The 14,792-nt window shown below is 61.1% G+C and carries 15 protein-coding genes and 4 pseudogenes; 12 read left to right on the top strand and 7 right to left on the bottom strand.

Annotated elements, in window-relative coordinates:
- The first annotated feature begins 286 nt into the window (after positions 1-286).
- From GLR48_RS20345 to GLR48_RS20330, 4 genes are all read left to right on the top strand, one after another.
- The gene (locus tag GLR48_RS20345) at positions 287-979 is read left to right on the top strand and encodes a transporter (protein ID WP_237064849.1); all 693 of its coding nucleotides are present in this window, start codon (positions 287-289) and stop codon (positions 977-979) included.
- Between the two features lie 33 nt (positions 980-1,012).
- On the top strand, positions 1,013-1,957 hold the full coding sequence (locus tag GLR48_RS20340) for a cation diffusion facilitator family transporter (RefSeq protein ID WP_237064847.1): 945 nt from the start codon (positions 1,013-1,015) through the stop codon (positions 1,955-1,957).
- 49 nt (positions 1,958-2,006) lie between these two features.
- Positions 2,007-2,453, top strand: a complete 447-nt coding sequence (locus GLR48_RS20335) for a hypothetical protein (protein ID WP_237064845.1) — start codon at positions 2,007-2,009, stop codon at positions 2,451-2,453.
- Positions 2,454-2,639: 186 nt separating this feature from the next.
- Positions 2,640-3,173, top strand: coding sequence for a L,D-transpeptidase family protein (locus tag GLR48_RS20330; RefSeq protein ID WP_237064844.1), 534 nt, complete (start codon positions 2,640-2,642; stop codon positions 3,171-3,173).
- Positions 3,174-3,228: 55 nt separating this feature from the next.
- Here GLR48_RS20330 and GLR48_RS20325 read toward each other — a convergent pair whose 3' ends face one another.
- The 3 genes from GLR48_RS20325 to GLR48_RS20315 are packed head-to-tail and all read right to left on the bottom strand — an operon-like array spanning position 3,229 to position 4,351.
- Positions 3,229-3,426, bottom strand: coding sequence for a hypothetical protein (locus GLR48_RS20325; protein ID WP_237065840.1), 198 nt, complete (start codon positions 3,424-3,426; stop codon positions 3,229-3,231).
- Positions 3,427-3,600 carry a hypothetical protein gene (locus tag GLR48_RS20320; protein WP_237064842.1) on the bottom strand — a complete coding sequence of 58 codons (174 nt, stop codon included), beginning with the start codon at positions 3,598-3,600 and terminating at the stop codon, positions 3,427-3,429.
- Between the two features lie 13 nt (positions 3,601-3,613).
- Positions 3,614-4,351: a DUF2927 domain-containing protein gene (locus GLR48_RS20315; protein ID WP_237065803.1), complete on the bottom strand. Its 738-nt coding sequence runs from the start codon at positions 4,349-4,351 to the stop codon at positions 3,614-3,616.
- Between the two features lie 62 nt (positions 4,352-4,413).
- Here GLR48_RS20315 and GLR48_RS20310 point away from each other — a divergent pair, with 62 nt between their 5' ends.
- On the top strand, positions 4,414-4,704 hold the full coding sequence (locus tag GLR48_RS20310) for a hypothetical protein (RefSeq protein ID WP_237064840.1): 291 nt from the start codon (positions 4,414-4,416) through the stop codon (positions 4,702-4,704).
- Positions 4,705-4,905: 201 nt separating this feature from the next.
- Here GLR48_RS20310 and GLR48_RS20305 read toward each other — a convergent pair whose 3' ends face one another.
- Both GLR48_RS20305 and GLR48_RS20300 read right to left on the bottom strand, forming a co-directional pair.
- On the bottom strand, positions 4,906-6,276 hold the full coding sequence (locus GLR48_RS20305; RefSeq protein WP_237064838.1) for an ATP-binding protein: 1,371 nt from the start codon (positions 6,274-6,276) through the stop codon (positions 4,906-4,908).
- Positions 6,273-6,932 (bottom strand): annotated as a pseudogene (locus GLR48_RS20300) (response regulator transcription factor). The gene GLR48_RS20305 and the pseudogene GLR48_RS20300 overlap by 4 nt, the downstream one beginning before the upstream one ends.
- Positions 6,933-7,070: 138 nt before the next feature.
- Here GLR48_RS20300 and GLR48_RS20295 point away from each other — a divergent pair.
- From GLR48_RS20295 to GLR48_RS20265, 7 genes and pseudogenes are all read left to right on the top strand, one after another.
- Entirely contained in the window at positions 7,071-7,361 is a 291-nt protein-coding gene (locus GLR48_RS20295) for a PepSY domain-containing protein (RefSeq protein WP_237064836.1), read from the top strand.
- A gap of 116 nt (positions 7,362-7,477) precedes the next feature.
- The gene (locus GLR48_RS20290) at positions 7,478-8,017 is read left to right on the top strand and encodes a hypothetical protein (RefSeq protein ID WP_237064834.1); all 540 of its coding nucleotides are present in this window, start codon (positions 7,478-7,480) and stop codon (positions 8,015-8,017) included.
- A 196-nt stretch (positions 8,018-8,213) separates the two neighbouring features.
- Positions 8,214-8,582, top strand: a pseudogene (locus tag GLR48_RS20285) (transposase); the annotation flags it as partial.
- A 12-nt stretch (positions 8,583-8,594) separates the two neighbouring features.
- Positions 8,595-9,086: pseudogene (locus GLR48_RS20280) on the top strand (L,D-transpeptidase family protein).
- Between the two features lie 488 nt (positions 9,087-9,574).
- The gene (locus GLR48_RS20275) at positions 9,575-10,981 is read left to right on the top strand and encodes a cytochrome ubiquinol oxidase subunit I (RefSeq protein WP_237064833.1); all 1,407 of its coding nucleotides are present in this window, start codon (positions 9,575-9,577) and stop codon (positions 10,979-10,981) included.
- Between the two features lie 6 nt (positions 10,982-10,987).
- A complete protein-coding gene (cydB, locus tag GLR48_RS20270; protein ID WP_237064831.1) occupies positions 10,988-11,998 on the top strand; it encodes a cytochrome d ubiquinol oxidase subunit II in 1,011 nt (336 codons plus the stop codon).
- Entirely contained in the window at positions 11,998-12,108 is a 111-nt protein-coding gene (locus GLR48_RS20265; protein WP_237064829.1) for a DUF2474 family protein, read from the top strand. The genes cydB and GLR48_RS20265 overlap by 1 nt, the downstream gene beginning before the upstream one ends.
- Here GLR48_RS20265 and GLR48_RS20260 read toward each other — a convergent pair.
- Both GLR48_RS20260 and GLR48_RS20255 read right to left on the bottom strand, forming a co-directional pair.
- Positions 12,098-12,277, bottom strand: a pseudogene (locus GLR48_RS20260) (hypothetical protein); the annotation flags it as partial. The gene GLR48_RS20265 and the pseudogene GLR48_RS20260 overlap by 11 nt on opposite strands.
- A gap of 220 nt (positions 12,278-12,497) precedes the next feature.
- Complete coding sequence (locus tag GLR48_RS20255; RefSeq protein WP_237064819.1) at positions 12,498-14,771, bottom strand: heavy metal translocating P-type ATPase; 2,274 nt, start codon at positions 14,769-14,771, stop codon at positions 12,498-12,500.
- Positions 14,772-14,792 lie beyond the last annotated feature (21 nt).

Here is a 14,792-nt window from a genome sequence, read left to right as displayed (position 1 = left end):
GCCCTCTACGTGGGCCTCGACGAACGTTCTGGCCTACATCAAGAGCACCTGGCCAGACCGGCAACGTGATTTTCAAGCGGAGGTCACCGTCAACGATACGGCAAACCCGTAGTGAACGTGGCAGCGCTGCGCTAGATTTCGACGACACGATGTTCCGGCGCTTAGGAGCTGCAGGCCAATTTTTTGTCTTGAACCTACAGTAGCTATAGCAATTACAAGGCCAGTATTGGTCGACCGCTGCGGGTCGACACGTATAAGTTTTTGTCGTGAATAAAGGTGATCAGATTTGTCGAACGCTTGGATCTATACCCTTGCCCCGGTTCTGATGGCAGTGATTGCCGCGATCGTCGCAGTCAATCTGCGTCCTGGACCTGTCATTGTCAGCGCAATTCAACATTTTGCAGCCGGTGTCGTCTTTGCCGCCGCAGCAGGGGAAATTCTGCCTGACGTCATGCATGGCGGGTCGCCTGTCGCAACTCTTGTTGGCGGCACGGTTGGCGTCATTGTCATGCTGATGGTCCGGCAACTCGAAAATCTGATAAAGGGTCCCGTCGGCCTTATGACGATGATCGGCATCGACGTGCTGGTTGATGGCTTGGTTCTCGGTATTGCTTTTGCCGCCGGGGGGGCACAGGCGGGTCTGCTGCTCACCGTTGCACTGACCCTCGAAGTCGCATTCCTGGCGCTCGCCCTGGTAACCGAATTAAGCGCAGCGAATTGGACACGGATCCCGATCGTTGGCATCACGGCAGCCATCATGCTGTTGTTGCCGTTCGGCGCAGTCCTTGCAACGCCGGTTGCAACGATGCCGGATGCGATCGTCACAGGGTTCCTGTCCTTCGGACTGATCGCATTGCTTTATCTGGTGACAGAAGAACTGCTGGTCGAAGCGCATGAAACACCGGACCGCCCCTGGGTCACCGCTATGTTTTTTGCCGGTTTCCTGCTGCTTTTGTCACTTGAAGAGTTTTTGGCCTGAGCAAAAAACCATAAATTCTGAGAAAGAGAAGATATGTCTCACGATCATGGCCACGCCCATCTTGATCCGGCCTCAGGCGACAGACGTGTTGCCATTGCCATCTGGGCAAATGGAATTCTGACCGTTGCGCAAATTGCCGGCGGCATCTTTGCGGGGAGCCTCGCGCTGATCGCGGACGCCCTGCACAACTTTTCCGATATGGCGTCGCTGGTCATTGCCTTTGCTGCCCGCAAGATTGCCCGACGCCCTGCAGACGCGCGCATGACCTTCGGTTACGGTCGGATCGAGATCGTAGCAGCGTTGATCAACTACACCACGCTCATCGTCATTGGCCTTTACCTGATCTACGAAGGCGGCATGCGGATGATCGATCCTCCCCAAGTCCGCGGATGGTGGGTCGTGATCCTCGGCGGCATTGCATTGTTCATCGATACCCTGACAGCTTTGATGACCTACTCCATGCAGAAGGGCAGTGTGAATATCCGCGCGCTGTTCCTGCACAACCTCAGCGATGCCCTTGCCTCGGTCGCCGTGATCGTGGGTGGCGTACTCATCATTCTTTACGATATTCGCTGGGTGGACCCTGCAATTACGATCCTCATCGCGCTCTACATCCTGTATCTCGCCCTCACCGAAATCAGCGGCCCCATCCGGACACTGATGCTGGGCAGTCCACCTGACCTTGATTGCTCCGATGTCATTGATGCGATGCACGGCGTCGACGGCGTTACGGAGGTTCATCATGTCCACGTGTGGCAGATGCAGGAGCATGAGATCGGACTCGAATGCCATGTCGTTCTGAATGAAGACGCCTGGTCGGACATCGAAGCGGTCAAGTCGACGATTAAAAAGACATTGAAAGAGCGGTTCGGCATCGCTCATTCAAGTCTGGAATTCGAACACGTCGACCGCGCACATCGGGATGCTGCTCTTTATGGCCATGGCTCGCTGCAAAGCGAGAACGGCCATTCAGATTGAGCACCGAAACGCCCAGTCTTTGCTGACCCGTCATGAAGGAATTTAGATCTTGCGCTTCACTGTTGCAACACTTGCCATTGTAGCATCGCTTGCTTCTGGAATGGCTTACGCGGACGAGACTTTCGATGTTCACTTGCCGCTCGGCTCTGTTCAAATGTCGAAGAAGACAGCAAGTTCGCCGCTTGTCTTGTCGGTCGATTCCGACGAGTTGGTTCTGGAAAGTGCCTACTTTCCAAGAGTGGAAACATTTTCGGGCAATTCTTTCCTGATCTTTTTGTCTTCCCAAACGCACGCATGTGCAGGGCATTATACCTGGGTCACATTAGATGAATCAGGCCTGCGAGCATCACCGCAATTTGGCAACTGTTCCGACCGCGGGAAGGTGATGTTTACGCCGCAAGGGCCTGTTCTTTCCTTGCCGGCGACCAAGGACGCCAGCGAGGCGGCATTCTCTTTGAATAAGGATGGAACGGTCACAAAAAACGGCAATGAATGAGCAATGGACTTATGCTTGTGCCTCAGATTTCTGAATTCGAGCGTCAGAAACCTTTGCGAGGCTGTCGTGAACGACATTTGCCTGCCGCAAGTGTCGTTCGCGGCCCGCTCACGATTCCGTCAGTTGGGTGTGGGCGCGCAGTTCGGTATGGAACGTTTTAAGGTCTAGTCAGGAAATTTTCGTTAAATGCAGACATTCGATCGCCGCTTCGCTTCTCTTTCCATACTGGCTGCTTTGGCTGCTTGTGGAAAATCCAAACCACCTGCTAGACCTACCCCACAGTTCAAGCGATATTTCGGACCGCCCGTAACGCAGGTGGCCGTCTACAAGGCGAAGCGTCGTATGCATCTTCTCGGCGGCACCACGGTGCTGAAATCGTACGACTTCGGGCTCGGCAATCAGCCCGTGGGTCCGAAGCAGTTCGAGGGAGATGGGAAGACGCCCGAGGGCCTCTACTACATCGACCGTTTCAACCCCCGCAGCCGCTATCACCTCTCGGTCGGCATTTCATATCCGAACGAGCGCGACAAAGCCTATGCTGCGCAATTCGGCCGCAGCGCGGGTGGGGACATCATGTTCCACGGTCGTGGACCCGAGGGGAACGTTCTCGCGCCTGCGGAGTGGGATTGGACCGCCGGCTGCATCACGGTCACGGATGAGGAGAGCGAGGATATCTACGCGATGCTCAAAATCGGGACTCCGGTGTGGCTCCATGCGTAGTGAGCTGTTGGAACTGATCTTGCGCGTTCCAGCACATTTAAGCTGTCTGGGGACTTTATGACTGTCCGGCTTGCGCATCGTTCCGGTTACGCTTGCGGCGCAAGCCGATCCAGCGCGGTACCGAGGCTGCATAGCGATGATATTCAAGTCCCAAGGCCAGCCCCGCCCGCATCCCGCCCAGAAAGGCCAGAAACTCGCGGATCGATACCGGCACGCCGTGGTGACGCAGGCTGTGGAAGAACCGCAGGTACACCTATGCCACCGCAGTACGCTGAATGAAGACGAGGATGAACAGGCCGACGATGCCGAGGATAATGGCAAAGGCCGCCCCCCATTGCAGCATGTCCAACAGTTTGCCACCGCGCATCCGGGCACGGATGGCACCAATCAGTGCGCCAAGGACGATGCCGCCAAGCGGTAGGATCATGGGGCAGCACCTTCTAGTAGGGGCGCAACCCACTGATCTCTGCCAGCCGGTCGCGCACATTGGCATCACTGCCAAAGCCGTATCGCGCCCAACCCAGACTGTCCACCCGCACGGCCTCTGCCGCGACACTGTCGCCCTGCATGTCCAGCGCCTCGGCCTTGAACATCATCAGCGTGGCCATGAGGGCGGCGTTCTGGTGTCGCGCTGCCACCGGAATTGCCTTGTCGGCCAGCGTGATCGTGCTCATGGCGTCGCCGGCGGACAGGGTGAAAGCCGCATTTTGCACGGCGATGTGGGCGCTGTGAATCTTCATCAAGGGCGAGGCGGAATAGATCGCGTCCGCCCGACTGAACGCCGCCGTCGAGTCGTACCCCACCTGCAAGCGTCCCAGCGCGTAATACGAAAATCCCTCGCGCGGGCCGCCCCAGCCGAACTGCTGCGCGATCCTGACCGTGCGGTCGATGGACTGGCGCCGGGCCCCGGGACTTGACCCATTGGTCAGCGCGGTTTCCATCGCCGTGATACAGTCGCGCGACGTATCGGGAAAGTTGCCTTGACCGCCACGCTCTCCGCGGGGGTCAAGGCGCGCCAGCAGCGGCCCGATCATGCCGGCGGCCTGCACCCGTCCGATCCCGTTGCGCAGTTCCGGCGCATAGGTGGCCCGCAGCATGAGCATGTCGAAGCCGGTCAGCACGGCATGGATGTTGTCGTCGTTGAAGACGGAATCCGGGAGACGATAAAGATCGTTCAGCGGTCCCAGGGCTTGGGCCAGTTCCTCGTGCGGGCAATCCCGGATTTCCTACGGGGCGGCGAATGAAGATCGTCGCATGGGTGGGTACCTTCAGGGTTGTCCAGTCGACCGCATCGGTCTTGCGCATCGACAGTAATTCGGACCAGTTGCGCACGCGCGGCACGACAAAGCAGGCGGCCTGCGGCACGGCCCGTTGCAGCATCTCTGAAAATCGACGGCTTATCGGGCGCTATCGGCAACTGTCCGTAAAACACACGTTTTATGTGGCATTTGTAAGAGTGATCTATTTTTTTACGAAAGCTATTTTGTATGTAAGGATTGCTAAGTTCGGCACTCCTTTTCGGGCGTTCTGAACTCCTCCAATGGCCGACTGGTTTGCAGCACCTGCGTAGGCATTTAAGCGCTCCAAAACGTTGGGACTCCGTGACAGCGCAGATGATCAAATCGCTGACGAGGATTGCCGCCCTGTAGACGGCCAAAAACCTTAGGTCAATTTAGGTTGCAATGTCGTGCTTTGTTTGTGCCCAATGTGACGCAGGCCAGCAGCGTTGAGGTCAATGGTCGCGGCTTTTGACAGTTGAGGTGTCCGCCAACCCCACGACTGTGACCGGGATCGCCACGCTGGCCGCGAAGCCAGTGTCCTGTCCCGCAGGCGGCGAGGTCAGTGTCAGCGCCGACCCGATGCGGTTCATCACAGCGGCGACGATCGCCAGTCCCAGCCCACTGCCTGCCGCAGTGGTGCTGCGACGGGCAAAGCGGTCGGTCAGACCCGCCAGCACCTCCGGCGGCACGACCGGCCCCGCGTTCGTCACGACCAGTTGTCCATCTGCCGCAATGCTAACGGTGACCGTTTCCTCCGATCCATGCCGCAACGCGTTTTCCACCAGATTGCGGCACAGGATACCAACGATATCCGGGTCCAGGTGCGACATCACCGGCTGTTCTGGTAGAGACACCGTCACCCGGCCCGGCGCCAGACTGCGCCTCAGATCATCGACCACGATCCGCACGACCGGCCTGAGGTCGTGCGCCACATCTACCGTCAGCCGCCCGCCTTCGGCGCGGGCCAGTTGCATCAGCCGCTCCGACTGCCGCGTCAGTCGCTTCAGCGTCGCCTCGATCTCGCCAGCCCGCGCGCGGGCGGCCGGGTCCGCCGTCTCGGACTGCAACCGCTGGGCATGTGCGATGGCCCCGGCCAGTGGCGTGCGCAGCTCGTGCGCCGCATTGGCAGCAAAACTGCGCTCTGCGGCAAAGGCCGCGTCGAGGCTACCCAGCAGCGTGTTTAGCGTCGCGGCCACCGGCGCGATTTCAAGCGGCAGGTCATCGGCCAGAACCTGCGACAGATCGCGCGCATGCCGCGCGGCCAGCCGTTCGCGGAACCGCCGTAGCGGCGCCAGCCCCGCCCGCACCGCCAGCACGATTGCCAGCAGTGTCACCGGCAGCACGATCAGCAAAGGCAATCCCAGCGCCAGCTGCGCGTCCTGCGACACCTGTCGCCGGTGCGCCAGCGGCTCTGCCACGGTGATCCGCACACTGCCCTGCAAGGCATCCTCGTTATACAGTCGGTACAGCGGCGTCTGCCGGAATCCCGCCCCGTCATAGTCGGGAAACACCGCGGGATCGGCGGTATGCGACTGCAGCAAGACCCGCCCCTGCGCATCGCGCACCACGAAGGTAAAGAACTCGTCGTGCGCCGCCACCGCACCCAGGCGCTGGGTGATGCCTTCCTCCTCGCGCTCCACGATATCCATGACCGCCAGCGGCAATAGCCGCTGCGCCACCTCCTGCAAGGCCGAGTCGAAAACCTCGTCCATCTCGTGCCGCAGGGTCACGGCCGTCACCACCGCGGCGGCAATCCACAGCAGCGTGATCAGCCCGCCAATCGCCAGCCCGAGACGCGCCTGCAAACTGCGCGGCAACGTCATGGCGCGCCCAGCCGGTAGCCCATGCCGCGCTCCGTCGCGATCACCCCGGCGCCCAGCTTCTTGCGCAGCCGGCTGACATGAACTTCGATCGTATTGCTCTCGATCTCGGATCCGAAGGCGTAAAGCTTGTCTTCCAGCTGCGCCTTGGACAACAATTGCCCGGGCCGCGACAGAAAGGCGTCGAACAGCGCCCATTCCCGCGCGGTCAGCTGCACCGGCTTGCCGGCCAGGTGGATGCTGCGGGCCGCGGTGTCGATCTGCAGCGGCCCATGCACGATGATCGGGTTCGGGTTGCCGGACTAGCGCCGCGCCACGGACCCGATCCGCGCCGACATTTTAGACAGATCGAATGGCTTCACCAGATAATCATCGGCCCCGGCGTTCAGCCCGGCGATCCGGTCCGAGATCTGGTCCAGCGCGGTCAGGATGATGACGGGCGTCACATCGCCCCGCGCCCGCAGCGCTTTCAGAAACCCGATGCCCTGCCCGTCCGGCAGCATCAGGTCCAGCAGCACCAGATCATAGGCCGCACCCCGCATCGCATCCCCCGCCGCGTCCAGCCGCTTGACCCAGTCCACCGACTGCCCGTCGACGGCGATCTGGTCGCGCACGGCGGCGCCCAACACCTGATCGTCCTCGACAATAAGAATACGCATGCTGTCCCCGATCTTGATGACCCCGATCTGCGGGTTCATCCTGACGTCTTGCTGACGGCATCAACGCGCGACCTTCAGCGTCCCGTCAGCTTCACCCTGCATGGATCACGCAACGGGCCGCATCACGGAGTTTGGCGCATGACGAAGACACTCACAATGCTGGCCGTCCTGATCCTGCTGCCCGCCGGGGCGGCCTTCGCCGGCGATGACTGCTTTGTCCCCATGTCCCTGTGGCAACCCCGCGCGGCGGTGATCGCGCTTGCGGAGCAGAACAGTTGGACGCTGCGCCGGATCAAGATCGACGATGGCTGCTATCAGATCGACGGCACCGACGCGCAGGGCCGGAGGATCGAGGTGACGCTTCACCCCGCAACCCTGCAGGTGACCCGGATCGAATACGAGGATCACGATGACGAAGACAACGACTGACCCCCTCACCCTGACGGCAGCCTGACGGCAGCCTGACGCAGGAACTGCCTCACCGTCAGGCCCTCTTCAGCTCCCGCCCCCAGACTTAAAACAGCACCCAGCATGGAGTTTCCGCGATGCGAAAGACCCTCACGTTCCTCGCCGCCACCACAGCCATCACCGCCGGCATCGGCCTTCCCGCGTGGAGCGCGATGCGCGCCGACACGCCGGCGAACAGCCTCTCGGCCCCGCTCACTGCGCGGACGAGCGAGGCGAAGCTGATCCTCGTCAGTGGCAACGACGACAATGACGACGACACCGCGATCCGGTCCAGAGACCGCGAAGAGGACGACGACTGCGAGGAGGAGGACGGCAGCACCGCCTGCTCCGGCACCGCCTGCTCCGGCCTCGCCAATCCGGCCCCCGCAGGCACGGCGTTGGCAAAGGACCAAAAGACGATCGTCAGCCGACTGGAATCTCGCGACAATGACCCGACAGGTGACACTACCCCTGCCCTCTACGTGGGCCTCGACGGACGTTCTGGCCTACATCAAGAGCACCTGGCCAGACCGGCAGCGCGATTTTCAAGCGGAGGTGACCGCCAACGGTACGGCAAACCCGTAGTGAACGTGGCAGCGCTGCGCCAGATTTCAACGACACAATGTTCCTGTACGTAGGAGCTGCCGACCAATTTTAGTCTTGAACCTACAGTGGCTACAGCAATTACACGGTCAGTACTGGTCGACCGCTGCGAGTCGACACGCTTAACCCGAATAATTCGTGATGAAGTGGTGAGGGTGGTTTAACCTTCTGAAAAGCTGTATTTTTATGGTGCTAAAGCCAAAAACGCAGTTTCAGGAGCCACACCTGACCATGGATATGTTTACAGCCTCTCGTCTGCCTTTGTCACCCGTGAACGGCAAACCGATCCTCTTCAATTTCGACGGCGCAGAGATGAGTTCTGATGCTGGTCTGACACTCCTGCGCGAGGTCGAACGCCGCCATGATCTTGCAGGGCTGTTGGCATCCTGCCTCACGGACCTGCGCGACCCTGGGAAGGTAAGGCACAGCCTGGAGGAGATCATCCGGTTCCGCATAATGATGATTGCGGCGGGGTATGAGGATGGCGATGACGCTGCCGACCTGCGGCATGATCCGTCGTTCAAGATCGCGCTGGAACGTCATTTTGAGACGGGTGCGGCGCTGTGCTCCCAGTCCACAATCTCGCGAATGGAGAACCTGCTGTAAAAGTGGGTGTCGCTTGACACCTGTGGAAAATCCAAACCACCTGCCAGGCCTGCCCCACAGTTCAAGCGATATTTCGGACCGCCCGTAACGCAGGTGGCCTTCTACAAGGCGAAGCGTCGTATGCATCTTCTCAGCGGCACCACGGTGCTGAAATCGTATGACTTCGGGCTCGGCAATCAGCCCGTGGGTCCCAAGCAGTTCGAGGGAGATGGGAAGACGCCCGAGGGTCTCTATTACATCGACCGTTTCAACCCCCGCAGCCGCTATCACCTCTCGGTCGGCATTTCATATCCGAACGAGCGCGACAAAGCCTATGCTGCGCAATTCGGCCGCAGCGCGGGTGGGGACATCATGTTCCACGGTCGTGGACCCGAGGGGAACGCTCTCTCGCCTGCGGAGTGGGATTAGACCGCCGGCTGCATCACGGTCACGGATGAGGAGAGCGAGGATATCTACGCGATGCTCAAAATCGGGACTCCGGTGTGGCTCCGTGCGTAGTGAGCTGTTGGAACTGATCTTGTGCCTTCCAGCACATTTAAGCTGTTTGGGGACTTTATGACTGTCCGGCTTGCGCATCGTTCCGGTTACGCTTGCGGCGCAAGCCGATCCAGCGCGGTACCGAGGCTGCATAGCGATGATATTCAAGTCCCAAGGCCCGCTGAAGGGATGCCTCTTTTGACCGAACCTGCGTCTGTGCTGACCACATGAACAGCAGCCCAGCCATGAAAGTCGGGATCGCAGGGATAGCCAATGCGATGGCGATCGGCCCCGCCGGTTCTGTGCATAATGAGATGGTAGCAGGCTTGTCATCGCAAATCCGACCGCGCCACGTGATTTTTTGCTCACTGATATCAGTACTGATAAGGCACAATAGAGTTTTTTGCCGTTGCAGGGTCTGCGCGGGTTTGCCTCATGGAAGCTCCGTGCTCGAGATGACATCTGCATGACTAACCCCGCCATTCGGGTGACAGCCAAGGACAACAGATATGCTCAGCAGCTTTGCAGCAGAGACATTGGCGCGCTTCCAATTCGCCTTCACCGTGTCGTTCCACATCATCTTTCCGGCGTTCTCGATCGGTCTGGCCAGCTTTCTGGCTGTTTTGAATGCCCTGTGGCTGTGGACCGGGGACGCGGTCTATCGCACGGTCTTCGACTACTGGAAAAAGATCTTTGCCGTGGCCTTCGGCATGGGCGTCGTCTCGGGCATCGTCATGTCCTACCAGTTCGGCACCAACTGGTCCGAATATGCCGACAAGACCGGCCCGGTTCTTGGCCCCCTGATGGCCTACGAGGTGCTGAGCGCCTTCTTCCTCGAAGCGGGCTTTCTCGGCATCATGCTCTTTGGACGCGAAAAGGTGGGCAACGGGCTGCACATGTTCGCCACGGCGATGGTCGCGGGCGGCACGCTGATGTCGGCCACGTGGATCCTGTCAGTGAACAGCTGGATGCAGACCCCCGCGGGCTTTTCCATGAACGACGTCGGCCAGTTCGTGCCGGAGGACTGGTGGGCGATCATCTTCAACCCGTCCTTCCCCTACCGGCTGACACACATGGTGCTGGCCGCCTACCTGACGACGGCCTTCGTGGTGGCAGGTGTCGCGGGCTGGCATCTGCTGAAGGATCGCAACAACCCCGCCACACGGACCATGTTTTCCATGGCGATGTGGATGGCACTGATCGTGACGCCGTTGCAGATCGGTGCGGGCGATGCGCACGGGATCAACACGCTGGAACACCAGCCGGTCAAGATCATGGCGATGGAAGGCCACTATGAAAGCCATCCGGACGGCGCACCGCTGATCCTGTTCGGCATTCCAAACCCGGCGGAAAAGCGCATCGACTACGCCATCGAGATACCGAAGCTGTCGTCCCTGATCCTCGAACACGACCTGAATGCGCCGCTCAAAGGGCTGGATACGGTGCCCGATGATCAGGAACCCCCTGTCGCCATCGTCTTCTTCAGCTTTCGCGTGATGGTCGGCATCGGCTTTGCCATGCTGGGGATCGGCCTGTGGGGCGGCATCCAGCGCTGGCGCGGGCGGCTGTATGATAGCACGTGGCTGCACCGGGCGACCGTCGTGATGGGACCGATGGGCTTCGTCGCGGTGCTGGCGGGCTGGATCACGACAGAGGTGGGGCGTCAGCCCTACACCGTCTACGGCCTGCTGCGGACCTCGGATAGCCTCGGTCCTGTTGCTGCACCCGCAGTCGCCGCCTCGCTGATCGCCTTCATCGTCGTCTACTTCTTCGTCTTCGGCGCAGGTACCTTCTACATCATGCGCATGATGGGCAAGCATCCGGGCACGTCCCGGCTGGGCCTGCGCGAAGGTCCGGTGCGCGCTGCGGGCATCACGCCGGTGCAGCAGACGCACAACGCACATCCGGCGGAGTAAGGCATCATGGACGTCATTTTCGAACTCTCGTTCATCTGGGCCGGGCTGATCGCCTTCGCCGTGCTGACCTACGTCGTGCTGGACGGTTTCGATCTGGGAGTGGGCATCCTGTTTCCCTTCGCCCACTCTCGCAAGGACCGCGACACGATGATGAATTCCGTCGCCCCCATCTGGGACGGGAACGAGACATGGCTGGTGCTGGGCGGCGGCGGCCTTTTCGCCGTCTTCCCGCTGGCCTATGCAGTCGTGATGTCGGCGCTTTACATGCCGATCATCCTGATGCTGCTGGCGCTGGTCTTTCGCGGCGTGGCGTTCGAATACCGCTGGAAGACAGAGCGCTGGAAGCGCGTCTGGGATATTGCGTTTTTTGGCGGATCGACCATGGCGGCCCTGTGTCAGGGCATCGCCTTGGGCGCTCTCGTGCAGGGTATCAAGGTCACCGAGCGTCACTATTCGGGCGGCTGGTGGGACTGGCTGACGCCGTTCACACTACTGACCGGCGTTGCCGTCGTCGTGGGATATGCGCTGCTGGGCGCAACTTGGGTCATGATGAAGACGGATGGCGCGGTCCACCACCGGATGCGCGATCTGGCAAAGCCGCTCGCGATCGCCACGCTGGCCTTCATCGCCGCCGTCAGCATCTGGACGCCGTTCCAGAACTACACCTACTTCGAGCGTTGGTTCGCGATGCCGGGGTTCCTCTACACCCTGCCGATCCCGGTGCTGCTGGCGATCGCGATCTACACGCTGTTCACCGGGTTGGCGCGCGGGCACGACGTCACGCCGTTCCTGTCGTCCATGGCGCTGTTCGTGATCAGCTTCATCGGGATCGGGATCAGCTTTTATCCCAACATCGTGCCGCCGTCCCTGTCGATCGTCGACGCTGCGGCCCCGGATGCCAGCCTGAAGTTCGCACTGGTCGGCACCTCTGTCCTGATCCCGCTGATCCTTGCCTACACGGCCTATGCCTACTGGGTGTTCCGCGGCAAACTAGACCCCGAGAACGGGTATCACTGATGGCGGATGGCCCCCTGTGGCAGCGGGTCGCGTGGTTCGTGGCAATCTGGGTGGCGAGTGTCGCCGCCCTGACCGTCGTCGCTTTCGCGATCCGTATGGCTATTCTCTAGGCGCAGTCCCCTCGGCCTCCAGCGCCAGGGCCAGCGCCTCGCCACCGCCGATGCAGATGCTGGCGATCCCACACCGGACGCCGCGCGCGCGCATCGCCCCCAGCAGCGTCACCACGATCTGCGCACCCGATGCGCCGATCGGATGCCCCAGCGCCACTGCACCACCGTGCAAGAACGGCCGCGAATGGCGGATCGAACTTGTGCAACCGGGGCAGAACCAACCAGATCAAAGGGCCAAAGAAGGCAAGGCGATCGCGTCCTGTGGCACGGTGAAACAGCCAGACCGTTTCATCCGCAGCCATTCTGCTCACGGTATTGCCCCAGGTGAAAAGGCCCAGATAGCCGAAGAGGATGGCGAGGGCACCCCACCCGAAGCCGGCGATCATCCGTCAGGCCTCGCGCTCCGGATCGAACCGCAACAGGCGCAGGGCGTTCATCGTGACGAGGACCGTCGCCCCGGTATCAGCCATGATCGCGATCCACAGTCCGGTCAGTCCAAAGACGGTCGTGACCAGAAACACGGCTTTGAGCCCCAACGCGAGGGTCACGTTCTGCCGGATATTGGCCATCGCGGCGCGTGACAGGCGGATCGTGGCGGGAATGTCGGTCACGCGGTCGCGCAGGATCGCCGCATCGGCCGTTTCCAGTGCCACGTCGGTGCCCGATCCCATCGCCACACCGACACTTGCCTGCTTTAATGCTGGAGCATCATTGATCCCGTCGCCGATCATCATGACACCACCCTGCTCACTCATCGTGCGGATGGCTGCGAGCTTGTCCTCTGGCATCATGTTCGCCTGGAATTGCATGCCAAGGCTGCCTGCGATGGCCGCCGCAGTGCGGGGGTTGTCGCCGGTCAGGATCACCGGCGTGATCCCCATAGCCGACAGCTGGCGCACCGCGTCTGCTGCATCGGCGCGTGGTTCGTCACGCATCGCGATCAAGCCGAGTGGCTGGTTTTCCCGGTAGGCGGCAACGGCGGTTTTGCCTTCTTCCTCAAAGGCCGTCGCTTTTTCCAGGTTCTCCGCGTCGAGACCGCCGTTGTCCGTCGCGTAACGAGGCGAGGTCACCCAGGCCAGCGCGTTGCCCACTGAGGCGACGACGCCACTGCCCGGCAGGGCCTTTGCATCCCCTGCAACCAACGGTGTGATCCCGGCTTCTTCTGCCTTGTTCAGGATTGCCTTGGCCAAGGGATGGCTGGACCCGCTTTCCACACCGGCGGCAACGGCCAGAAGTTCGGCCTGTGTTGTCGCACCAAACGTCACGACGTCGGTGACCCGCGGTCGTCCATGGGTCAGGGTGCCGGTCTTGTCGAATGCGATGTGACTGACCTGTGCCGCCGCTTCGATCACGGCACCGCCTTTCATCAAGAGACCGCGCCGGGCCCCCGTGGACATGGCAGATGCAATCGAAGCCGGGACCGATATGACCAGCGCACAGGGGCACCCGATCAACAGCAGCGCCAACCCGCGGTAGATCCATATGTCCCATACCTGACCGAAGGCCAAAGGTGGAACCACGATGACGAGCGCCGCGATGGCGACAATGGCCGGCATATACCAGCGACTGAAGCGATCGATGAAGCGTTCGGTTGGCGCACGTGCCTCCTCCGCCTCTTCCACCAGGCGAATGATACGCGAAATCGTGTTGTCCTCTGCGGCCTTCGTCACCGTGACCCGCAGTACAGCTTCGGTATTGATGGAGCCCGCAAAGACCCCCTCGCCGGGGCCGCGGGTCACGGGCACACTCTCACCGGTGACCGGGCTTTCGTCGATGCCGCTGGTGCCGTCGACAATTTCTCCGTCCGCTGGGATCCGGTCGCCCGGACGGACAAGAACGATCTGGCCCACAGCAAGGCTTGCGGCGGGCACTTCACGAGTGACGCCGTCCGTGTCCAGCAGAGCCGTTTTGGGGACGAGGTTTGCAAGGGCGCGGATCCCGTCACGGGCCTTGCCGGCCGCGACACCTTCCAGCACCTCGCCCACCGCAAAGAGAAAGACGACCAAGGCCGCTTCTTCGGCGGCACCGATAAACAGTGCACCGACTGCAGCAATGGTCATCAGGCTTTCGATGGTGAACGGTTGTCCGACACGCAGCGCCGCCAGAGCACGGCGTGCGACGGGCGCGACACCGATCAGGCAGGCTGCGACAAAAGCCCAGCTTCCGATCTGCGGCGCAATCAGTTCAACGCTCCAGGCTGCCGCCAGCAAGAGAGCCGTAAAGATAACCAATTGCCCCTTGCCCGTCCGGTACCAGGATTTGCCACGATCGGCGGGATCGTCGTGTACGTGACCTGGGCTGCCGTGACCAGTGGCAGCGGGAGCAGACGTTTCAGAATTCGAGGTATGGTCGTGCTCCGTATGATCGCCATCACCGTGGGAGTCTTTGCCGTCGCCCGGGATCACGAATTCCTTTTTGGCTGCATCAGTCCGAGGGGCGATGCCATAGCCAAGGGAGCGCACGGTCTTTTCGACCTTGTCCCGCGCCGTCTGCGTTTCATCGAGCGTCAGGCGCAACCGTTCGGTCATGATGCCAACCTCGACATCGCTGACACCCGGCAAACGGGCCACTGCCGATCTGACCTTGGTCGCACAGGATCCGCAATCCATGCCGGATACGGTCCAGTCACAGGCTGTCCCACCGTCGATTTCCGTTTGTGTCATCGTGTTCCTCTTGCCCGGCAC

Source organism: Loktanella sp. M215, from assembly GCF_021735925.1.
Taxonomy (GTDB): domain Bacteria; phylum Pseudomonadota; class Alphaproteobacteria; order Rhodobacterales; family Rhodobacteraceae; genus Loktanella.
This window is presented reverse-complemented; position numbering and strand designations above follow the sequence as displayed.